24 protein-coding genes are annotated in these 22,823 nt (G+C 43.0%); 3 read left to right on the top strand and 21 right to left on the bottom strand.

The annotated features are described in order from the left end of the window. Positions 1-153 precede the first annotated feature (153 nt). Positions 154-276: a spore protein gene (locus JOC95_RS06600; protein ID WP_239582722.1), complete on the top strand. Its 123-nt coding sequence runs from the start codon at positions 154-156 to the stop codon at positions 274-276. Positions 277-354: 78 nt separating this feature from the next. On the opposite strand, the gene JOC95_RS06605 is transcribed toward JOC95_RS06600, so the two are convergent. Together JOC95_RS06605 and JOC95_RS06610 are read right to left on the bottom strand one after the other, a co-directional pair. Continuing rightward, complete coding sequence (locus JOC95_RS06605) at positions 355-615, bottom strand: hypothetical protein (protein ID WP_204414566.1); 261 nt, start codon at positions 613-615, stop codon at positions 355-357. Positions 616-739: 124 nt separating this feature from the next. Continuing rightward, positions 740-1,756, bottom strand: a complete 1,017-nt coding sequence (locus JOC95_RS06610; RefSeq protein ID WP_239582723.1) for a DUF2515 family protein — start codon at positions 1,754-1,756, stop codon at positions 740-742. Between the two features lie 96 nt (positions 1,757-1,852). On the opposite strand from JOC95_RS06610, the gene recU reads away from it, so the two are divergent. Beyond that, positions 1,853-2,452 carry a Holliday junction resolvase RecU gene (gene recU / locus JOC95_RS06615; RefSeq protein WP_204414567.1) on the top strand — a complete coding sequence of 200 codons (600 nt, stop codon included), beginning with the start codon at positions 1,853-1,855 and terminating at the stop codon, positions 2,450-2,452. Between the two features lie 42 nt (positions 2,453-2,494). Continuing rightward, a complete protein-coding gene (locus JOC95_RS06620) occupies positions 2,495-5,206 on the top strand; it encodes a transglycosylase domain-containing protein (RefSeq protein WP_204414568.1) in 2,712 nt (903 codons plus the stop codon). A gap of 29 nt (positions 5,207-5,235) precedes the next feature. On the opposite strand, the gene JOC95_RS06625 is transcribed toward JOC95_RS06620, so the two are convergent. The 19 genes from JOC95_RS06625 to JOC95_RS06715 form a co-directional block, all read right to left on the bottom strand. After that, complete coding sequence (locus JOC95_RS06625) at positions 5,236-5,739, bottom strand: YpoC family protein (RefSeq protein ID WP_204414569.1); 504 nt, start codon at positions 5,737-5,739, stop codon at positions 5,236-5,238. Further along, a complete protein-coding gene (nth, locus tag JOC95_RS06630) occupies positions 5,736-6,392 on the bottom strand; it encodes an endonuclease III (RefSeq protein ID WP_204414570.1) in 657 nt (218 codons plus the stop codon). Before nth ends, JOC95_RS06625 begins: the two co-directional genes overlap by 4 nt. Before the next feature lie 104 nt (positions 6,393-6,496). Next, on the bottom strand, positions 6,497-7,207 hold the full coding sequence (locus JOC95_RS06635; RefSeq protein WP_204414571.1) for a DnaD domain-containing protein: 711 nt from the start codon (positions 7,205-7,207) through the stop codon (positions 6,497-6,499). A gap of 129 nt (positions 7,208-7,336) precedes the next feature. Further along, complete coding sequence (asnS, locus tag JOC95_RS06640; RefSeq protein WP_204414572.1) at positions 7,337-8,629, bottom strand: asparagine--tRNA ligase; 1,293 nt, start codon at positions 8,627-8,629, stop codon at positions 7,337-7,339. Positions 8,630-8,748: 119 nt separating this feature from the next. Further along, positions 8,749-9,939 (bottom strand): pyridoxal phosphate-dependent aminotransferase, encoded by a 1,191-nt coding sequence (locus JOC95_RS06645; RefSeq protein ID WP_204414574.1) that lies wholly within the window; start codon positions 9,937-9,939, stop codon positions 8,749-8,751. Positions 9,940-9,962: 23 nt separating this feature from the next. Beyond that, positions 9,963-10,436 carry a cell wall elongation regulator TseB-like domain-containing protein gene (locus tag JOC95_RS06650; protein WP_204414576.1) on the bottom strand — a complete coding sequence of 158 codons (474 nt, stop codon included), beginning with the start codon at positions 10,434-10,436 and terminating at the stop codon, positions 9,963-9,965. 12 nt (positions 10,437-10,448) lie between these two features. Continuing rightward, complete coding sequence (locus JOC95_RS06655; protein WP_204414578.1) at positions 10,449-10,619, bottom strand: YpmA family protein; 171 nt, start codon at positions 10,617-10,619, stop codon at positions 10,449-10,451. A gap of 474 nt (positions 10,620-11,093) precedes the next feature. Continuing rightward, entirely contained in the window at positions 11,094-11,930 is an 837-nt protein-coding gene (locus JOC95_RS06660; RefSeq protein ID WP_204414580.1) for a ComEC/Rec2 family competence protein, read from the bottom strand. Positions 11,931-11,986: 56 nt separating this feature from the next. Then, positions 11,987-14,608 (bottom strand): exonuclease domain-containing protein, encoded by a 2,622-nt coding sequence (locus tag JOC95_RS06665; protein ID WP_204414582.1) that lies wholly within the window; start codon positions 14,606-14,608, stop codon positions 11,987-11,989. Between the two features lie 174 nt (positions 14,609-14,782). Continuing rightward, complete coding sequence (gene panD, locus JOC95_RS06670) at positions 14,783-15,169, bottom strand: aspartate 1-decarboxylase (protein WP_204414584.1); 387 nt, start codon at positions 15,167-15,169, stop codon at positions 14,783-14,785. Between the two features lies 1 nt (position 15,170). Continuing rightward, positions 15,171-16,034, bottom strand: a complete 864-nt coding sequence (panC, locus tag JOC95_RS06675; protein ID WP_204414585.1) for a pantoate--beta-alanine ligase — start codon at positions 16,032-16,034, stop codon at positions 15,171-15,173. Next, entirely contained in the window at positions 16,031-16,870 is an 840-nt protein-coding gene (gene panB, locus JOC95_RS06680; RefSeq protein ID WP_204414587.1) for a 3-methyl-2-oxobutanoate hydroxymethyltransferase, read from the bottom strand. The genes panC and panB overlap by 4 nt, the downstream gene beginning before the upstream one ends. A gap of 275 nt (positions 16,871-17,145) precedes the next feature. Beyond that, positions 17,146-18,132, bottom strand: a complete 987-nt coding sequence (locus JOC95_RS06685; protein ID WP_224840199.1) for a biotin--[acetyl-CoA-carboxylase] ligase — start codon at positions 18,130-18,132, stop codon at positions 17,146-17,148. Continuing rightward, positions 18,117-19,310, bottom strand: a complete 1,194-nt coding sequence (locus JOC95_RS06690; protein ID WP_204414589.1) for a CCA tRNA nucleotidyltransferase — start codon at positions 19,308-19,310, stop codon at positions 18,117-18,119. The genes JOC95_RS06685 and JOC95_RS06690 overlap by 16 nt, the downstream gene beginning before the upstream one ends. A 39-nt stretch (positions 19,311-19,349) precedes the next feature. Next, entirely contained in the window at positions 19,350-20,477 is a 1,128-nt protein-coding gene (gene bshA / locus JOC95_RS06695; RefSeq protein WP_204414591.1) for an N-acetyl-alpha-D-glucosaminyl L-malate synthase BshA, read from the bottom strand. After that, entirely contained in the window at positions 20,478-21,191 is a 714-nt protein-coding gene (bshB1, locus tag JOC95_RS06700; protein WP_204414593.1) for a bacillithiol biosynthesis deacetylase BshB1, read from the bottom strand. Next, positions 21,188-21,601, bottom strand: a complete 414-nt coding sequence (mgsA, locus tag JOC95_RS06705; protein WP_204414595.1) for a methylglyoxal synthase — start codon at positions 21,599-21,601, stop codon at positions 21,188-21,190. Before mgsA ends, bshB1 begins: the two co-directional genes overlap by 4 nt. A 12-nt stretch (positions 21,602-21,613) precedes the next feature. Then, positions 21,614-22,417 (bottom strand): 4-hydroxy-tetrahydrodipicolinate reductase, encoded by an 804-nt coding sequence (gene dapB, locus JOC95_RS06710; protein WP_204414721.1) that lies wholly within the window; start codon positions 22,415-22,417, stop codon positions 21,614-21,616. A gap of 2 nt (positions 22,418-22,419) precedes the next feature. Beyond that, positions 22,420-22,773, bottom strand: coding sequence for a nucleotide pyrophosphohydrolase (locus JOC95_RS06715; RefSeq protein ID WP_204414722.1), 354 nt, complete (start codon positions 22,771-22,773; stop codon positions 22,420-22,422). Positions 22,774-22,823: the final 50 nt, after the last annotated feature.

A 22,823-nucleotide genomic window follows, 5' to 3' on the forward strand; every position in this document is an offset into this window, starting at 1 on the left:
TGTTATATTTCGCCGCTTTTTTCCTTCCACCTTCCCATGTGACAAAACTAGAACTAATTCGTCAAAGAAAGTGTTTTTCTGCGAAACTGCATGTTTTCATCCTTACAGGAGAAAATATAAAAGCAAATTCACTACAACTTATAGGAGGTTTGTATGATGGCAAAAAAACGCAATGGCAAACAACAAAGCCAGCAACAGCACAATCGAAATGCTGCTGAGAATGCACCTGAACAACTGGACAAGAAACTAGGCGGACCAAATCGTCCATCGACATAAGAAAATGTAAGAGGTTAACCAGAAAGTCAGTTACACATGGCTTCCTGGATAGCCTCTTTTTAGGTATATCATTGAGAGTTACGTTAGAGGCTTCCTATTGGATTTTTTGTGTTGATTTCCATTTGAAAAGTCCATTAGAGCACTCCTATTGGACTTTTTGTCCTGATTTCCATTTGAAAAGTCCATTAGAGCACTCCTATTGGACTTTTTGTCCTGATTTCCATTTGAAAGGTCCATTAGAGCATTCCTATTGGACTTTTTGTCCTGATTTCCATTTGAAAAGTCCATTAGAGCACTCCTATTGGACTTTTTGTCCTGATTTCCATTTGAAAAGTCCATTAGAGCACTCCTATCTATTGGACTTATTCAGTGAAAATCCGTCTAAAAAGGGCATTATAATTTTTCTGTCGGAAATTATTGAGCTCTAATCCCTAACCCTATGTAGTATTCGAAAAGCATCTTTTCACAACCAATTCCTTAAAGCGATCAGCCCATGCATCTGATGCTGTTTATGGATGAACCATTTTGTCAGGTCCTCTTCGCTAGGTTTTCTTTTACATGGCCCCCTCCACTTTTCTATCTTTTTAGCTCCCTTAATTATCCAATCCTCCTGACTTTCTTTTTTGTGGCTGATCACTGGATAGACAGATCTCAAAATCGGTGTTTCGGGGTAAAGCTTTTTATTGAGATACTGCTCATAATCCCTCCTTGATCCTGTATGCTCTGTATGGATCGAGAACTTGTGAAATGAATCATGGAGTTCAGGTGAAAATAACAAGGCAGCCAGGCGCTTCCCTAAATCAATCCTGTTGGAAAGCTTTTGAAAACCATGAACAGAGTAACCATAAAGTTTACCCTCAAGTGTCGGGAAAATGACACAACTGAAGTGTCCCAGATCCTGGAATGAGTAGACAATTGTTTTAAAGACTCTCTTTTTTAGTGTGCGGCTTTGAAGGACAGGTTTTTGAATAAGGTTTTGTTCATTGATGATAAGGGAAGTAACTAAACGTTGTTCGTCCCCTTCTTCCCAGAATTTCATCCACTCATATTCCATGAAACAGGAAACACCGAACTCTTTTAATAGATGGAAAAATGATTTGTTATAATAGGAGGAAAGTTCATATATCAAAAGTTGAGGAAAGGCATCCTGAAAGATCATCCAGTTGGCTAGCTCATACGTATAGAACAAGGGGAACCTCTGCTGCCAATCCAATGCAAGGGTAAACCACCGGCCTTCAAGGTCTGTCATGTTCCATCCGGCATTCCGGGATACCATGCTGGCCAAAAATGCCCATTTGATTCTTTTGTTCCTTTCATAATAACTGGCGTATGCCTTTGTACGGGAGATATTATCAAGATTATGTTTTGCTGTATTTTTTTTAATACTAGTGATAAACTTATTTTCTTGAAAGGAATATACATAATTCTTCCTTTTTTCACCAATGGAATGATAGCTTTGAAGCATCGATGAAAGACTCAACTTTTTTCCTCCTTGCATCGGCATGGGCTGTTTCGACAAATAAATTTGACGTTTTTTTCCTAGATAAGGTTAGTTTTGGTCTATAGGGGGAATTTTATGAATATCCGATACCCAAACGGAAAAGTATTTCAGTCAACCGCAAATACGCCTTCCAAAAACAAGGCTCCCGTCCTATACGCAAACAGGGGAATGACCCTTGAGGACGACTTGCATGAATCCAATTTGTACTATCTGCATCATCAGATTGCTGTTGTTCATAAAAAACCCACACCGATACAGATTGTAGATGTCCATTATCCGAAAAGAAGTGCGGCGGTCATCAAGGAAGCCTATTTCAAACAGGCATCCACCACCGACTTTAATGGTGTCTACAATGGAAGATATATTGATTTTGAAGCGAAGGAAACAAAAAATAAAACTTCCTTCCCTCTTCAGAACTTCCATGAACATCAGATCCAACATATGCAGCAGGTAGTGAAACAAAATGGAATCTGTTTCGTCATATTAATGTTCCGTGTTTTTAATGAAGTCTATTTGCTGCCGGCTGAAAGATTGTTTTATTACTGGGAGAGAAAAGAAGCTGGGGAAAGAAAATCAATTACTAAGCAGGAGGTTGAAAAAGACGGGTACTTGATACCTATAGGTTTTCAGCCAAGAATTGATTATATTAAAATAATAGACAGTGTCTATTGCTAACCCCTGAATCACGGCAAAAGCGGAGAAAGGCAGGTCTGTTACATGGCAGATAAATATCAATCTAGAGAACAGAGAAGAAAAGCATTACAGGAAGAAAAAGGTGCAAAAAAGGGACCGAAAACGAATCAGAGAAAAAATCTCTTTAAAAAGATCCTTCTGACTGTACTTATCGTCGGAATCGTTGGGCTCCTTACTGGAATCGGCACATTTGCCTATTATGTAAAGGACACCCCCCCTCTTGATGAGACATTGCTGAAAGTCCCGGTCCCATCCAAGGTCTATGATCGAAATGGTGAATTGGCGGCTGAAATCGGCGGACATGAAGCAAGGGAATACGTGGAATATGATGAAATACCGCAGCTTGTACAGGATGCATTTCTAGCAACGGAGGATGTACGCTTCTTTGAACATAAAGGAGTGGATTACCGTCGTCTTGCAGGAGCTGTCCTTGCAAACGTCACACGCGGTTTCGGTGCTGAAGGCGGTAGTACGATTACACAGCAGTTAGTGAAATTATCCTTCTTATCCACAGATAAAACGTTAAAAAGAAAAGCGCAGGAATTCTATCTTGCATATGAATTGGAATCCCGCTTCAGTAAAGAGCAGATTCTTGAAATGTACTTAAACAGAATTTATTTTTCCAATTATTCATATGGAATCGCGAAAGCGGCTAAAAACTATTACGGTAAATCTTTGGACGAATTGGAGCTGCATGAAGCGGCCATGCTTGCCGGCCTTCCTCAAAGTCCAAACAACTACAATCCATTGACGAATCCGGAAAATGCAGAGAAACGCCGTAATATAGTTCTTGGTTTAATGGTACAGCACGGAAAAATCACCCAGGAACAAGCGGATGAAGCAAAAGCAACACCGATTGACGCAACATTGGCAAGCGATGTGGAGAAAACAAACTTCTCCAATAAATACAATGCTTTCATGGACCGCGTAATTGAAGAAATCTCTGAACAGATCGGAGAAGTGGATCCACAGGCTGACGGATTGGAGATCTACACAACGCTCGACGTGGATGCACAGGAGCATGTGGAATACCTTTTATCAGATGAGAGCGGCATTGCATATCCAGAAAATGAAGATTTTCAGGCAGGAGTTTCATTGATTGATACGAAAACCGGTGAAATCCGGGCGATCGGCGGAGGCCGTAATCATGAAAAGCAAGGTTGGAACTATGCAACTGATATCCGAGTTCAGCCAGGTTCCGCCATCAAGCCTATTTTGGACTATGGCCCTGCCATCGAGCATCTCGACTGGTCCACTTATCAGCAAATCGATGATGAGCCTGTCACCTATACCAACGGTGATCCTATCAATAACTGGGACAAAAAACATAAAGGTGTCCTGAGTATCCGTGAGCATCTTGCAGATTCACGAAATATCCCAGCCCTGAAAGCCTTCCAGGAAGTCGGAGCGGATAAAGCGCGTGACTTCGCTGTGAAGCTTGGTATTCCACTTGGTGAAGACATACCGGAGGCATACTCAATCGGAGGATTCAACAAGGGCATCTCCCCTCTTCAACTTGCTGGAGCATATGCACCATTTGGGAATGGCGGTGTTTACACAGAACCATTTGCTGTTACCAAGGTTGTATTCCAGGATGGCAAGAGTATCAATTTAAACAAGGAATCACAGGTCGTGATGAAGGATTCCACTGCATTCTTGATTACTGATATGCTGAAAACATCCATTACTTCCGGATTGGCACGTGCAGCAAATGTACCTGGCTTACACCTTGCAGGAAAATCAGGGACAACCAACTTTTCAACTGATGAACTGCAAAAGTATGATATACCGGAAGATGCAGCACCAAGTACACTCTTTGCAGGCTACACACCGTCCTATACTGCAGCCGTATGGACCGGCTTTAACAAGGGTGGCGAAGATAATTATTTAAGAAGTATTGCATCCGGTTCTGAGGATCAGTATTTATCAAGAGAAATATTCAGACAGCTGATGGAGCACGTCTCTTCGACAGAAGAAGATAAAGCGGACTTCCCTGTTCCGAAAAGTGTCGTACGGGTAGCTGTTGAAAAAGGATCGAATCCACCGCTGAAAGCGAGTGAATTCACTCCGAAAGATCGAATTACCAACGAGTATTTCGTCAAAGGTACTGAACCTACGAAAGTATCAAAAGAATTCGAGAAGCTTGCTAGTCCATCAAACTTTACTGCAACGTATGACGAAGCTAGCAATCAAATCCTGTTAAATTGGGATTACCCTGAAGATCAATTGGAGAATGTAAGTTTTGATGTAAAAGTTGCAGTGAATGAGGGGTCCCCTCAAGCACTGACTGTAACCAAGGAGCTTGGAATGGCAGTGAATAATCCGGACCCTGGTGCAACATTCACTTTTGAAATCACTGCATTCCTTGATGAAAATAAAGAAAGCCGAAGCGACCCTGCTACCCAGTCCGTTCAGGTCCCAGAGCTTGTAGAAGAGGAAGAAATCGTTCCTGAGCTCCCTATTACTCCACCGGGTGAAGGTGAAGGTGAAGGCGAAGGTGACGGAACTGGTGAAGGCGAAGGTGAAGGTGAAGGTGAAGGCGACGGAACTGGTGAAGGTACTGGTGAAGGTGGCGGTACCGGTGGCGACACTGGCGGTGGAACTGGAGGCGATACCGGCGGTGGAACTGGAGGCGATACCGGCGGCGGGACTGGCGGCGGTACCGGTGATGGCGGCGACGGCACTGGCGAAGGTCGAAACCGTGGTCAAAACAACAACAATAATAATGATGAATAAAGAAAAGGTAGGACCCTATATTTTGGGTCCTACCTTTTTTGGATGGCCTGCATTTTATAAAACAATTTACTGGTTTCTGTAAAAAGCTGCTGTAGCTGGATAAAAGCATGATACATGTCAGGCTTCTTCATCACAAAATCAAGACGCTCTACTATATTGACTGGTTTTGCTTGCAGTTGGCGAATTTCCTTTTCCCAATCTGTCAAAGATATAACGGGCAACTGGTTCATCCAGAAAATTGCTTGAAGGAGTAGCGCAATGCCACCTGCAATATTTCCCTTCACATCAGAACGCTCTCTTTTTTCATGCAGCACGTTAAGTTTCGCTTCTGTCTCCTTCCATAAGTGGAACAAAAGCGGTACCGTCTGTGACTGATGCTCCCATGGGAGATTTGATGGAGCAAGGCCGAGTGAGTAAGCTATGTCATATTTGAAGGGTACAGTCAAACTGCCCTGCCAATCAAAACGTCCTGACTCTATCAGCTGGCTCTCTGAGTAATACAGAGGATGGACGAAGGCTGAAGGCACTCTCATCCTTTAACCTTCCTATTCATCCTCTTTTTGCCTTCACGGCACATTTCAAGCAGTGGACAACTTTCACACTGTGGGTTTTGAGCCTTGCAATGATATCTTCCAAAAAAGATCAACCGGTGATGTGTGTCGGACCATTTGTCCATGGGAATCTTTTTCATCAACGTTTTTTCCACTTCCAGGACACTGTCTTTCCACTTACAGATTCCTAAACGTTTGCTTACCCGTTCTACATGCGTGTCCACCGCAATCGCGGGTACTCCGAATGCTACAGATACAACGACATTGGCTGTCTTTCTGCCTACCCCAGGAAGCTTTACAAGCTCATCCCGATCCTGTGGAACCTCACCGTTATATTCGTCAAGTAGCAACTGAGACAAATTCCGGATGTTTTTTGCTTTGTTGCGGAACAATCCGATGGATCTTATGTCCTGCTGAAGCTCTTCCAATGAAACAGCTAAATAATCCTCAGGCGTTTTATATTTTTCAAATAATGTTTTGGTTACTTTATTTACAAGCGCGTCCGTACATTGTGCGGATAAAGCCACCGCGATCACGAGTTCAAATGGATTACGGTGATTCAGCTCACAATGTGCATCCGGGAACATCTCCCCCATCACCTCTACGACTTCACTCACCTGTTTTAAATTAAGCATCTATCTGCCCTGCCCTTCTTACCTTGATCAGTTAATGAAATTTATGAATCTTTTTACTTAAAAAGGAAAACGGCGATAATCCGTTTTCCTGATATGATCCACCTTCAGTCCAACCAGTTATAAAATGGAACCGTGTTTTTGTTGGTTTTATTCACAGGCATCTGATTTTGCTGTTTTGGAGGAATATTGGATTTTCTAAATTTCTTGCCATATTCATTTGCTTGATTGAGTGTTTTGATGCCATTCTTTTTCCACTCAAAAAGAATACGGTCAATATAGCGGAAATTCAATTTACCTGAGATTACCGCCTCTCTCAGGGCAGCTTTGATGATAGTCGGATCGTGATGGTCCTGGTCCATCCACATGCCTAGCGTTTCACATTCAAACGGTGATAATGGTCTTCCGAATTCTTGTTCAAATATTGTATATAGGCTGGCTTCATCGTCTTTATTGGATTGGATGGTTGCCTGTTTGCTTTTATCAAGCATATATTGAATCATTTTTTCCCATAAGGGCTGGAGGGAATAACGTTCGTATTTGATGGAGTACTCGTCCATCTCATCACTGATGGCAAGATACCCTTTTTGTAGTAGATGACGCAGGATTTCCATGCATTCTGTTGGATCTATCGTCATTTTATCTGCGATTTCCATTGGGGTAGGAAAGATTTTTCCACTTTCCACGAAAGAATGAACATGAAGGATGAGAAGAAATTCTTTTTCATTTAAGCCAAGCTTCACGTAATTGTTCAGTAAGTAATTTGGAATGGAAAAATTCCCTTCTTCCAAAAATTCGATAAATTGCTCTTTTTTCATTAGGAGACACCTCATGACTAAGTATAACAAATTTATACCTTTTCTTCTAAGGAAAAATTAAGAAAAGCCAAATGTTGAAACAAAGAAAAAACCACCTGTTCCTTCGAACAAGTGATTTTTCGCGTTTTATTATGGATACAGACGGTTCAATAGTCTTGGGAATGGGATCGCTTCACGGACGTGTTCTGTGCCGCTGATCCATGCCACGGTACGCTCAAGTCCAAGTCCAAAACCGGAATGTGGTACTGAACCGTATTGGCGTAGTTCCAAATACCATTTGTAAGCATCTGAATCAAGGTTATGCTCTTCCAAGCGTTGCTTAAGCAAATCAAAATCGTGGACACGCTCGGAACCACCGATGATTTCGCCATATCCTTCAGGTGCAATCAGGTCTGCACATAATACAACATCATCACGCTCTGGATGCGGCTGCATGTAGAACGGTTTGATGCCGATTGGATAATGGGTGATGAATACCGGCATATCATAGCTTTCCGCGATCGCCGTTTCATGTGGAGATCCAAAGTCATCGCCCCACTTGATATCATCAAAGCCTTTTTCATTCAGGAATTTGATGGCATCATCATAAGAAATGCGTGGGAATGGTGCTTTGATTTTTTCAAGCTTTGTAACGTCTCTGTCCAAAACGCCCAACTCAAGCTTACAGTTTCTTAGGACTGCCTGTACAATATAGGACACATACTCCTCTTGCACTTTCAGGTTATCATCAAATTCGACGAACGCCATCTCCGGCTCGATCATCCAGAATTCAATCAGGTGACGGCGAGTCTTGGATTTTTCTGCCCTGAAGGTCGGCCCAAAAGAAAACACCTTTCCTAAAGCCATCGCTGCCGCTTCCATATATAGCTGGCCACTCTGGGAAAGATAGGCATCCTCATCAAAGTATTTAGTCGCAAATAGCTCTGATGTCCCTTCAGGAGCACTTCCTGTCAGGATAGGTGGATCAACCTTTACAAATCCATTTTCGTTGAAGAATTCATATGTCGCACGGATCACTTCATTACGGATCTTCATGATGGCATGTTGCTTTTTGGATCTCAGCCATAAATGACGGTTGTCCATCAAGAATTCAGTACCATGGTTTTTCGGCGTAATCGGATAATCAACGGCTTCATGGATCACTTCCAGGCCGGTAACCCCCAATTCATATCCAAATGGAGATCTTTCGTCTTCACGAATGATTCCTGTCACGTAAACGGATGTTTCCTGTGTCACTGATTTTGCACTTTGGAATACTTCCTCAGCTACTTCAGCTTTTACCACTACTCCTTGAATGAAACCGGAGCCATCACGCAATTGTAAGAAGGCGATTTTTCCGCTTGAACGCTTATTTGCGATCCAGGCACCAATCGTCACTTCTTCTCCTACATGTTTATATACTTCCTTAATTGTTGTCTTCACTCTTTTGTTCCCTCCAACCTTGTTCTGGCAGCTTTATCTTACTGTTATGTACATAACCTTTATTATACAAGCCATGAATAAAGGAAGCAAACACTTTTAAGCCTGCTTCCTTTCCTTCTTTATCTGTTTACAGTCACTTTTTCCATGTAGCGGGCTATACGTTCAATAGCCTTCTCCAACTGGTCGAGGCTGGTAGCATAGGAAAGGCGTACGTAGTTATCTGCCCCGAATCCGGATCCGGGAACCAGTGCCACCTTTTCCTCTTCAAGCAAAGCTTTCACAAGACCGTCAACATCATCAAAACCAGCCATAGTTGCAGCTTCTGATGCATTAGGGAACAGGTAGAATGCCCCTTGAGGCTTGATGCAATGGAAGCCTGGAATCTGATTTAATTTTTCAAATATGATGTTAAGGCGTTCCTCGAAAGCTTGACGCATCACTTCCACATCTTCCTGTGAACCGGAGTATGCTGCAATGGTTGCATATTGTGCAATCGAAGTGGGATTGGATGTACTGTGGCTTGCAAGGTTTGTCATTGCACTGATGATGCTTGCATTTCCAACAGCATAACCGATTCTCCAACCTGTCATGGAATGGGACTTTGAGACACCATTAATAATGATGGTCATATTTTTAAGCTCTGGTGACAATTGGGCAATGGAAACATGCTCATTCCCATCGTATAAAAGCTTTTCGTATATTTCATCAGAAACAATCAGGACATCGTGATCGAGACACACCTGCCCCAGTTCTTGCAGTTCTTGTTTTGAATAGATCATCCCTGTAGGATTACTCGGGGAGTTCAGGATGAGTGCTTTAGTTTTTGATGTAATTGCAGCTTTTAACTGTGATGGAGTAATTTTAAATTGATTTTCTTCTTTTCCCTCAACATAGACAGGAACTCCCTCTGCAAGCTTCACTTGTTCGGGATAGCTTACCCAGTAAGGTGTAGGAATGATCACTTCATCTTCTTTATCCAAGATAACCTGGAATAATGTATAGAGGGCATGTTTTGCCCCGGTGCATACAATCACTTCCGAAGGCTTGTAGGAAAGCTTCTGATCTTTTTCCAATTTGCTGATAATTTCTTTTTTCAATGCAGGCAGTCCACCGGATGGTGTGTATTTTGTTAGCCCCTCGTCCATTGCTTTTTTAGCAGCATCTAAAATATGTTCAGGCGTATTAAAATCCGGTTCCCCTGCTCCGAGGCCGATAACGTCATGACCTGCGTCTTTTAATTCTTTTGCTTTTGCAGTAATTTCCAATGTAGTTGATGGTGTTAAGGTTGATACTCGCTTGGCTAATTTCATGGTTCTTATTCCTCCCGCTACAATTAAAACGTTATACGTTGATAATACTCTCCATCTTCAAACTTAATGTAGTACAGATTATATCGGTCATTCTGATCTTTGAATTTGATTTCCCATAGTGGGATTTCATTCTCCATCGCAAGTGTTACAGATAAGACCTCAGAAGGCTTCCGGTCAGTATCGACATATTTCATTACATCTTTTTTTGCTACTCCATCACTGGCGTTTGCTGTCAGGGCAATCTTCTTCTTTTCATCCACCCAGATGATTATTTCTTCATCTTTTTCATCCGTTCCCTGGACGATGGTGTAAGGAGTCGTACCATTATATGTATAAACTTCACTGATGGTCTGCAGGTTCTTCTCTTCTTTTGCTATTTCCACAGCTTCATTTTCATCCTCGCGTATAGGCGACATTGCTGTATGGTAAATAGATATCAACTGCCACACAAACAGGACTACAATGAGGGTGCTTATGATTATCATCCATTTTTTCATTTTATCACTTCTTTATGTACGATATATGGTGAATACTGCTTTATCTTTGTTTTCTTCATCCAATGCCAGGCCAAACATAAGGTTTTCCCTTTTCAGATTCCGATTGAGTGTATCGACAACTTTATAAAGATCGGAAGAGTATTCCACTTTCACGGTGGAAATCACTTCAATTTTACTTTCCATCCCAAAATCCTCCTGCTTTCAAGCAATTATTGTTACTCATATTGCACCTTTTTGTCGGTAAGAATATAAGTACTGAATCACCTATAGTGTTCAAACACATTATAACAGTAAATATTCAGTTTAGTACACTTAAGTACTTTTCAGTATAATAAATTTTCTCCTATCCTACACCGATATTTGAAGGGTGAGTCAATTGGCAGCTATTGATTCACCCATTTTTTTATGATGTTCCGTCTCCTTTAAAACCGCTGTTGATTTCCGCACTAGGCTGCGCTTTCCGCGGGGCGTTTGTGGAGCCTCCTCGGCTTCGCCTGTGGGGTCTCCACTAAACGCCATCTCCCGCAGGACAAGGAAGGCTTCGGAAGCGATACATCGCACGCAGAAAATGCTCGCATTTTCAAGGAGTCTTCGCCTATTGCTCCAATCAACAGCTAAGCATATTCGTACTAAAGGATGAAATTTTACACTTATTTTTTATGACATCTGTTGAAAGGTGTCGAGGGTCAGTGTGAAGACGTGGTAATAGCCGTTTTTCATTTTGATGGTGATATTTCCTTTTTGGCTCGTTTGATATAAGTCAAGCCATGTCTCCTTGAGCCTTTCCAAGACCATCGACTTTCCATAGGTTGTTTCCTTGTGAAACAGGATTGCAGTTTGTGGATCACAGGCATTGAGGAATTTTTTTGAAGTCCCCGTATCATTCCCGAAGTCCCCTACCTTGATTATGTTGACGAAACTAAGGTCATGCTGCCGAATCAATCTGTTCTCGACTTCTTTATCTGCACTGGTCATGTATAACAGATACGTATCATTGTATTCCAATAATAAATCCATCCCAAGATGCTTTTTCTTGGAATAGTCTTCATTGAGTACCAGCACTTTTAAATCCTTCACAGGTTCGCTTTTAGTACCTTTCCCCCACCAATCGGTCTCTTTCCCAAGTTTAGCATCTGACATGCTGTTAGGGAGGATCAAATTGTCAATTGCGATATTTTCCACAAGATACTTCAGGTTCCCTGTATATTCAGAATCGGGGCTGGTGATGATCAGGTCCGATATTTCGTCAATTCCATAAATTTTCAAGTAATGCAGCAATTCATCTTCGGATTCAGGCGATCCCGTATTTATCAGGATATTTTCTCCTTCCGATGTCTGGATGATGGTACATTCTCCATTCGGCAGGTCAAGAAAGGTAAAGGCTATTTCCTCTTCATCCAATTGTAGATCGATTTTTTCTACATCGGTAGGGTATTCAGGCTGCAGGATTCCAAAGTTGATCAAAAGAAGTCCCAGCAAGAAGATATTCCACATTGGTCTCATCCATTCTAACCATAGTTTTGTACTGTATTAAAATGACTTCAATCGCTTTAATCTATACTATGGAGAAGGCTGAAAAAAGTATCTTTTTTTACGATCCCATTTGGAATCGACTCAATGAATTGGGTGCCGTATCTTTTTTCTACCACTCTTCTGTCAAAAATAAAAATGTTTTTGCTGCCTTGCCCTTCCAAAAAAGTGGCGATCATTTTTTTGAACCGGAGGACGGCAATTGGCAGGGACACATCCTTGAAGGAATTTCTCCCCTGCTTTTCAACAAAATTGATTCTTGTAGCTAAAAGAGGCTCATCTAGTGCGCTAAATGGCAATCTGATGATGACAAGGGTATCAATTTTCTCCTTCTTGATCGATACCTCCTCCAAAAAGCTGTTTGTCACCAGTAGGATTGCATTTTCGAAGTTTGCTGAAGCTTTTAAGATTTTCTGCTTGCCCCCGCTTATGCCGCTTTGGCTGACAACAACGGTTTCATTTGATTGCGGCAAATTCTTCAATTCATTGTATACGGCGGAAAGCATGTCGATTGATGAAAAGCTTACGAGGATCCGTCCTCCGTTATGTGCCAATAACTCCTGGATCTGCAGGGCAGCGATTGAAACGAATGCATCATTTTTGCCTTTTTCAATGTAAGGCATATCTGTTGGGATGAAGACTCCTGGTAAAGGATTCAGTTCTTTTCGATTCATCACCTTCATAGCCGGATAAAATTCTGTAAGGCCAAGTTCCTCCGTTACAAAATCAAAGCTACCGTTCACACTTAGCGCCGGGGAAACGAATATCACACTGCTTTTCAGCTGATAAAATTTCTCAGCAAGCCTCGTACTGATATCCAAGGGTTGTTCGTAAATGGTTACAGAGTTCTTTGCCCCTCGGACATTCACCTCAAACCATGTTAACCGATCTTTCTTTGGAATAAATAGGAGGGAATAGAAAGTTTCCCGCATCTCTGTGAGAATTGCCTGCTCCTCTTTGAAATGGTCAGAATGCATGGCTTCAGAAGCTGTTCCGATCCTGCTTGTCTCCTTATCCAGGTAGAGGATGACATCAGTCAATGACATATAAAGTCTCTGTGCCGCCTCCTGTACACCCGACCATGCCCTGCCGCTCTCCTCTTGGACAGAATAACGGTAGGTTACTTTAGTTGATGATCTTTTGGTTCTTGCAAGACAGTAATCCCTAAGAATCCTGAACATATCATCCAGCTCTTCTTTTGATTGCAAAACGGCAGGTACATCAGGGAGCTTCGATAAGGCGAAGTAAATGTCCAGATAGCTTATTTCAATCCCTAAGAATTTACTGACATTCTGATGGAATACATTTGCATTTTCGATTATGTAATAATGCATCCCCTTTAATACTTCCTCTTTCCAAATTTCTTTGGCCAAAAAGGAATGATTAGTCAGCAGCATAATGCTTTGGCTGATTTTTCGTCTTGCTGCCTGATAAAAGCAGTACGTTGCTTCTTCCGCCCCACCCCATCCCGAGGGTAAGGAGCAATTGATGGATTCCCATAAAAAGCGGCCTCCAGATGACAAGGATAACTCCTCCATATCACCTGTTTCCGTTTCAGTCAGCCAAACAAGGATCTGCGCTTTAGTCAGCACGGCATCATAATTGTCTTCCTCTTCTCCGAGCGCGTGTATAAATCGCGGAAGACTCAAATAAAAATACTTCCCTTTTATAGAAGAGGTAAGCATATTGAAGTCCCGGTCATCCATATGTAGCCTTTTAAAGAGCCCCCTTATAGTGTTAAGGGTGTCGGAACGGTGACTGCTGATGACTACCTGTTTATCATTTTCAAGGGAAAACAAGATTCCCCCAAGCAGATAGGAGTCCTCTTCTTCAAATGTAGGAGGAATTTCCAAAAGTCCATGCTCCCTGGATTCAAAAAGCCTCTTGACTTCATCTATCACGTGAGTTTGTCCGATAAGCTCTTTTATCTGTGAGAGTAGTATTTCCTTGCGTTTCGCCATTTCATCAATCTGCAGGGAACTTGGAGCTTTAAGGACCACCATTTCCTGATAAAGATGGAACCTATCGGAAAGTGTTGCGCCATCATCCTTATGGTGGAACAGGATGTATATATCACTTTTCATATTATGTAACAGGTTATGTAACTTCTTACTCGTTTGGATGGGCAGGCTCTTTATCTTTTCCAAAAGGTTAAGAAAAATGATTGCCGTCACTTCCGCATCACTGTCGGCCCGATGAGGATTATCGTGGTCCAACTGGTAAAAGTCTGCCAGGTCCGTCAGCTTATAGCTTGTACGGGTAGGCAGGAGAATTCGTGCCAGTTCCACTGTATCCACAGTATTCCCTGAAAAAGCCGGATAGCCGCTCTCTTGAAGTTCATGCTGTAAAAAGGAGAGGTCAAACGGGACATTATGTGCCACCAATGTGGAACCTTCCAGCATCTCTACAAGCATCGGAGCGATCTGGGCAAAGGTCGGTGCCTTTTTTACCATTTCATTATTTATACTTGTCAGTTGTTCAATAAAAGGAGGGATCTTGCAGCTTGGATTGACAAAGCTGGCAAATCGTTCCGTTATTTCGCCATCTTCCACTAAAACAGCGCCCACTTGTATGATTTTATCTTGTTTCTTCGGAGAGTTCCCTGTTGTTTCCAAATCAAGGACTACATAACGCTGTTTCATTTCTTTACACCTCTTAACTTCTCAAATCATCTATAAACAAAGTATCATAGTCATTCCATGAAAAAAATAGTTAAATTTATTTTCTCCAGTCTTTTAAAAGAAAAACCCCCATTTAAGGGGGATTTCGACAGTAATTAACTTATTGGGAATATGTTGTGACCATTATACGTAAAATCAGATCATGACGGTGGCTGCCGGCTCTGTCCCGAGCATTTCCACGATTTCATTGCTCTCGTTCATCACAGCTACTCTAGGCTGATGCCCTTTTACTTTTTCCTCTGGGATCAGGCAATAGGAAATGACGATGATGACGTCCCCTTTTTGCACTAAGCGGGCTGCTGCACCGTTCAAGCAGAATTCTTTTCCCCCTCGTTCCCCAGGGATGATGTACGTTTCAAAACGTGCCCCATTGTTATTATTCACGATCTGGACCTTTTCGTTCGCAACAAGCCCGACTGCGTCCAGGATATCCTCATCGATGGTGATGCTTCCGACATAGTCAAGGTTTGCATCCGTGACACGTGCACGGTGTATTTTTGCATTCATTAAAGTACGAAACATATTAATTTTCCCCCTTCGTGTATGAAAAAACGATGTTGTCAATCAGTCTCGCCTTGCTGAACTTTGCAGCAACGGCAAGAATAAGCCCGTCTCCATCTTCCGGTTTTTGTATTTCTTTCAGACCAGGATAGGAATAGATTTCCACATAGTCAATTTCCGAACCTGTCTTTTCTGTTATATAGCTTTCTACAAGTTCCTTTGTCTGTAAAATGGAATCCCCTTGTTCGAGCCTTTGTTTTCCCATCTTCAAAGCCTGATAGATGGCAGGGGCTACACTCCGTTCCAAAGGAGAAAGATAGACGTTCCGGGAGCTTTTAGCAAGGCCGTCCTCTTCCCTGATTGTATTTACCCTGACTAGATTTACAGTCAAATGATAATCAGAGATCAATCCTTCGATCACCGCAACCTGTTGGGCATCCTTCATCCCAAAATAAGCTTTGTCAGGCATGGTAATCTGAAAAAGCTTCATTACGACAGTTGCAACACCGTCAAAATGACCGGGACGTTTTTTCCCACAAAGGACATCCACCCTCTTCTGCACTGTAATGAGCGTGGTCCGGTCATCTTTATACATTTCTTGGATGGTTGGGTAGAAGAGATAATCCACTCCAAGTTCCCTGGCTATTCTTTCATCCCGTTCGATGTCCCGCGGATATGCATCAAAATCCTCGTTTGGACCGAATTGCAGAGGATTGACAAAAATACTGAGTATGACAATGTCATTTTCTTTTCTTGCACGTTCAATCAATGTTGCATGGCCTTCATGCAAAAAGCCCATGGTCGGGACAAACCCGATTGTTTTATTAGCCTGGCGTGCCTCAAGGCTTTCCTTTTGCATGTCGGAAATTAGATTAATGATTTTCACTGAGATTTGCCTCCGTATAATCTTTGCAGGGTTTCTTCCTTCATGGTAAAGCTGTGTTCAGTCTTGGGGAAAGCTTGGCTTTTCACTTCCGCTACATAACCGGAGAGTCCTTCCTTCATGACAGTCTGAACATTGGCATAGGATTTAACAAACTTCGGCACTCTCTCTACTCCGTATGTGAGAACATCATGAAAAACCAGCACCTGGCCATCTGTCGCTTCTCCGGCACCGATACCGATTGTCGGGATGGATAATCTGTTTGAGATTTCCCTTGCCAGCTGTTCTGGTACACACTCCAATACAAGCGCCATCGCGCCAGCCTTCTCGACCATGATGGCATCCTCGATCATTTTCCTGGCACTTTCCACATCCTTGCCCTGCACTTTAAAGCCCCCAAGTACGCCGACGGACTGTGGCGTCAGGCCAAGATGTGCTACGACCGGGATCCCGGCTTTTGTAATATAACGGATCATATCCACTACTTCTTCCGCCCCTTCAAGCTTCAAAGCATGTGCACCTGATTCCTGGATCATTTTTTTTGCATTATATAACGTATTTTCAATGGATAGATGATAGCTCATGAACGGCATGTCTGTCACGATATAAGTCGAACCTGCTCCCCGTTTGACCGCCTTGGTATGATGGATCATATCCTCCACCGTCACAGGCACTGTCGAGTCGTAGCCAAGTACGACCATCCCTAGCGAATCCCCGACAAGGATAACATCCACCCCGGACTCCTCTGCCAGCTTTGCAGATGGATAATCATAGGCTGTCAACATGGCGATCTTCTCTCCATTTTGTTTCATCTTCATGAAATCTGTAGCTGTTTTCATGTTCTTTCCTCCTCTTATTGAGGACAAGAAATGAACGACCGAAACATAAAAATCCCTCTTTCCACAGAAAGAAGGAAGGTTAATTCACGCAGGCGTGCTGCATGGTTAATTTTAATCGGTTCAGTTCAATCCCTCTGTCCTAGTCCTTTGGATCAAGGCAGATATTTGGTTGTAGTTGCGTTTTCATTTAAAAAATCGGTACTCCCGGTGCAGTTCCTTTGGGGATACTGCCCACAATTCCATTATAAAAGATGTTTGGAAAAGATGCCATTCTTTTAATCTTTTCCAATTTCAATATCGGCCGAATGTATATAGGAAATATGACCTTTGTCATCTTCAAGCATCAATACACCATCTTCTGTGATTCCTTTTGCGGTTCCTTCAAGGGTGCCGGTAATCGTCCTCGCGATGATTTTCTTGCCAATGCTGATGGCATAGGATTCCCATAGCAGTTTGATCGGATAGAATCCATGCTCAAGATAGCTATGATATAAGTTTTCGAACTTCAATAATATCATTTGAATCAGTTCCGCTCGGTTAATCGGCTTTCCGAGCTCGATTGCGAGCGAAGTTGCGATGCTGTGGAGTTCTTCGGGGAAGTGCTCCAACTCCTGATTCACATTGATCCCCATCCCGATTATGACAGAATTGATTTTATCCGCCTCGGCCTGCATCTCGGTCAGGATCCCGACTGTCTTCTTTTTATTGATAAGGATATCGTTCGGCCACTTAATATCGGTCCGCAAGGATGTGACCTCTTCGATTGCCTGCGCAATAGCCACCGCCGTAAGCAGGGTAAGCTGGGGTGCTTTCGCCGGAGGAAGGTTCGGCCTTAAAATGAGGCTCATCCACACTCCCGTGTACATCGGTGAATGCCATGCCCTATTCAACCTTCCACGTCCTGCCGTCTGCTCCTCCGCTACAATCAGAGTACCTTCCAGCGCACCGTCATATGCCAATTGATGAGCGATTTTTTGTGTGGAAGTGACTGATTCCTCAAAATGAATCCTTCTTCCTAACGCTTCAGTCTTTAATCCGAGGGATATTTCATTTGAGCTGATCCTGTTGGGGATTTTCGTGATGCGGTAACCTTTTCTCCTGATTGCCTCAAGCTCGTATCCAGCGTTCCTCAGTTCCTCGATATGCTTCCATACTGCAGTTCTTGAACAACCCAGTTCCTCGCTGATCTTTTGACCGGATAAAAAGCCGCCTTGTGCTTCTGTAAACATTTTTAATAGCTTGGATCTTATTTCTGTTGCCAAGATCTTACCCACTCCTTTATTGCACCTGCTTCATTCTGGACAAGGTCATTCAATATATTTTTTTCAAGATCATGTAAAAGTTCGGAGATCCATTTTCCTCTTTTTTGGTCGCGCCATTGCACTAAATCGTTTCCATTTGCTACAATGTCCTTTATTCCCCTGATTGGCAGCGCTTCATCTATCTTTTGAATCGTCTCCCTGTTTGTAGGCTTGTCCATTCCCAGCAGCAGCAGAATCTCATGGGACTGAAGACAGGCTTCTATCCCTGAGTAATAAATGAGCTCCCTGTTCCAACCCTCATCCATGAAATGATTCATCGTCGTAATATTCATTATGACTGATTTGCTGACCTTCTTCGGTAGTTTCCAGCTATTCAGGAAATCCTCAAGATCGGGTATTTTCAATAAATATGCAAAAGCCGTCCATAGTTGTATGCGGCTGGTCAATCTGTGAAAAGGAAAGGAGGATAAGCTCCCAAGCTCCTCGCCTTTATCTTTCAATAATGGTAGGTACTTGAATAATCCTGTATCAATCAATGATGGTACAGACAGGTTCATGGATTTTCCAAGAAGCAGCTTCTCCATTTCGACTGTCTTTCTTTCAATTGAGACATTTCCCATCAGTGCTGCATGTTTTTTGATGGCCAGGAATGTTTCCTTATCGATTGCAAATCCAAGCTGGGAACAAAAACGCAGTGCACGGAACATTCTTAATGCATCCTCGTGGAAACGCTCTGATGGTTCACCAACTGTCCTGATCACTTTTCTTTCTATATCCACTTTTCCATGAAAAGGGTCAAGGATATCCCCCTTCTTATTCATCGCAATGGCGTTCATTGTAAAATCGCGACGCTTCAGATCCTCTGTTAGGCTCTTTACAAAAACAACCTCATCCGGTCTTCTGTTATCGGTGTATGTTCCATCAGTGCGGTAGGTTGTCACTTCAAAAGAATCTTTTTCTGTTACCACTATGATGGTTCCGTGTGCCGCTCCGACATCGACGGTTTTTGAAAAGAGTGCCTGTATCTGATCGGGAGTGGCAGAAGTGGCGATATCAATGTCCCCCAGGGATCTTCCCATTAGATGATCCCTGACTGAACCCCCGACAAAATAGGCTTCATGTCCTGCTTTCTCAAGAATGTCGATAATGTCGGTGGCAGAATGAAAAGCGATGTTCATTGATATCCCTCCCCTTTATTCCATCAATGATCGATGGAGCTATTCCTTTATCAGATTCATATATATTTCTTCATATTGTTCCACAACATGTCTCGAGCTGAACCTATCCTTGACGCGTTGAATGGAATTCTCTGAAAATCTTTTATGTAAATCCGGATCGCTTAAGATGGAAATTGCCTGTTCTGCGATGTGATCCACTTCTCCCACTTCACTCAGATAGCCGGTGACACCATGGTCGATCACTTCAGGGATACCGCCGATATTGGTTCCGACTGAAGGCACTCCGCATGCCATTGCTTCTAACAGTACCAGTCCAAAGCTTTCTTTTTCAGACAATAGCAATTTGAGGTCCGATATGGATAACAGGTCCTCCACATTCTCCTGTTTGCCTAAAAACAATACTTTATCTGATATCCCGAGATCTTTGACCAGTTTGCAAACCACTGAAATCTCCGGGCCGTCCCCAACGAGCAACAGTTTTGATGCCACTTTCTTTTGAATGCGGTAAAAGGATTGGATCACATCCTCCACCCGTTTCACTTTACGGAAATTGGAGACATGAATGACCACTTTTTCTTCCGGTAGGATGCCATATTGCTCTTTTAAGTCGGATGTATCCTTTTTATAATAGACCCTTTCATCGATGAAGTTATAAACAGTCCTGATCGATGAACGTGGCTGCAGAAGGTCATAGGTTTGCTGTACAAGTGATTCTGATACTGCTGTGACGACATCTGAGCCTTCAATTCCGAATCTGATCATGTCATTCAAGGAAGGATCGTAGCCAAGGACCGTGATATCCGTCCCATGAAGGGTGGTTACTATTTTCAGCTCATCGCCTGTCATTTTCTTTGCCAGATACGCGCATACAGCGTGTGGAATGGCATAGTGGACATGAAGCAGGTCCAACTTCTCCCGCTTTGCCACCTCTGCCATTTTGCTTGCAAGTGCCAGGTCATATGGAGGGTATTGAAACACGGAATACTGGTTGACCTGCACTTCGTGATAATAGATGTTGCTATAGACCTTATTCAGTCTGAAAGGCATGCTCGAGGAGATGAAGTGGATTTCATGCCCTTTTTCCGCGAGGAGCTTTCCGAGCTCCGTTGCAATGACACCTGATCCCCCAACCGTAGGATAACAGGTGATTCCTATCTTGAGTTTCACTTAAATCCCACCTATTAGATCGTTATTTATGATCAGAGGAGCTTTAGCAAAGAATCCTTCCGCATAAACAGATCCTATTTGTTTTCCAAATACTTTTTCCCTGCTGATGACACTATCTACATATCCATTGGTCAACGGTGTGACTACACCATTTTCCCCGACCTCGAATTGACTTTCGTAAGCCATGAGGGCATTTGTCTTCTTATCAACATACTTTGTGATATCTATGTAAAACTGGGCTTGATGCATTCCGTTTATCATATAAAAAAATAAGTTCTGGATCTTATGTGCTTCAAGACCATCATCATCAGCAGCAAATCTTCTTATGCCAGAGGAAAAAGCAGCCTCCTCCACTATTTTTGCACAATTGCCGTGATCTGGATGACGATCCTCCCAGTAAGGTGCAAATATGACTTTTGGCTTATATTTGCGAATGACAGATACTACTTCCTTGATATGTTCATCCGACAAGGTCAAGCCACGGTCGGGTAGATTCAGCTGTATTCTTGCATCCAACCCGAGAATTTCCCCGGCATGTTTTGCCTCCTTCTGACGGATGGCGACTGTACCGTTGGAGGATAGCTCAGCCATCGTCAAATCGCAGATGCCGACCCTCAATCCCTTTTCCTTATATTTTGCCAAAGTGCCAGCCATCCCGATCTCCACATCATCTGGGTGGGCGCCAAAGGCCAGTATGTCTAATGGTGCTGTCATTGATCTCCCTCTTTTTCCTTTACCAGATTACGCCAGCCAAGCTCTCCGCGATCTAATCCATGTATCAGTATTTCTGCAGTGCCCATATTGGTTGCAAGAGGAATGGAGTATACATCCACCAGTCTAAGGAGCGCAGTGACATCTGGTTCATGCGGCTGAGCCGTCAATGGATCACGGAAAAAGATGACCATGTCCATCTGGTTTTGTGCGATCATCGCCCCGATTTCCTGGTCTCCCCCAAGTGGGCCGGATTGATAGCGGTGAATATTCAATCCTGTCGCTTCGGCGATTCGTAAACCTGTAGTCCCAGTTGCATATAATTCATGCTTTTTTAAGATTGGCTCATATGCTGTCGCAAACTGAATCATATCCGGCTTTTTCTTATCATGTGCAATTAATGCAATTTTCATGGTTTCTCCCCCCTACTCGATGATATTTTCAAGTCCGTACACTAACATATCCAAAGTCATGATCGTCTCTACTGCAAGTTTGACTCCCGACATGAAGGATGCGCGGTTATATGAATCATGCTTGATAGTCAAAGATTGACCCTCACCGCCGAAGATGACCTCCTGATGGGCTACAAGACCAGGCAAGCGTACGCTATGAATGCGGATGCCGTCTTTTGTTTCCGCACCTCTTGCACCTTTAAGCTGTTCTTCTTCATCCGGATGACCCTGCTTCTTTGCCTCACGTGTCTTGGAAATCAATTCAGCAGTCTTGATGGCAGTACCTGAAGGAGCATCAAGCTTGCGGTCATGATGAAGTTCAATGATTTCGACATCCTGCAAATGCTTGGCAGCCATCTGTGCAAATTTCATCATTAGGATGGCTCCGACCGCAAAGTTTGGAGCAATGATGACACCAGTCTTCTTTTCTTCAGCAAGCTGGGTCAGTTCTTTCAACTCCTCTTCATTGAAGCCGGTTGTACCGACCACTGGACGGATTCCATGTTCGAGTGCCAGCCTTGTATGGAGTTTTCCGATTTCCGGGGTTGTAAGATCGATAAGTACATCCGCCTCAACTGCAGCGAAACACTCGTTAGCATCCGTGAAAATTTTTGCATCCATCGAAGGGAAACCTTCCAATTCAGAAAGCTTCTTGCCCCCATTGACACGATCAAGGCAGGCAACCAATTCAAAATGTTCTGTTCTATGTATTAATTCCACTGCTTCACGGCCCATTCTTCCACGTGGACCTGCGAGTATTATCTTGATAGTATTCATGTTCACTCTTCTTCCCCTCTGTCTGTTTCAGATTCTATCCTCGTCCATCTGTCTTTGTCCCTTGTCTGGAATTTATGCATCACCCTGTCATGCGCTTCCTGAAGATCTATATTCAAGCTGTTCGCAAAACAGATCAATACAAACAGGACATCTCCCATCTCTTCTTCCATCGTATTTTCTTTTTCTGTATTTTTTTTTGGTTTTTCTCCATAATAATGGTTAACTTCGCGGGATAGTTCCCCTAATTCCTCCGTCATCCTTGCCAGCATCGCAAGCGGGCTGAAGTACCCCTCTTTAAATTGTGAAATGTATCGATCCACCTCTTGTTGCATCTCTTTCATGGTCTTTTCAGTCAACTTTTTCACCTCATCCTCTCATGTTAGCTAAAACCGAATCATTTGACAAA

Origin of the sequence: Sutcliffiella tianshenii (genome assembly GCF_016908565.1) — a bacterium.
Classification (GTDB): Bacteria; Bacillota; Bacilli; order Bacillales; family Bacillaceae_I; genus Sutcliffiella_A; species Sutcliffiella_A tianshenii.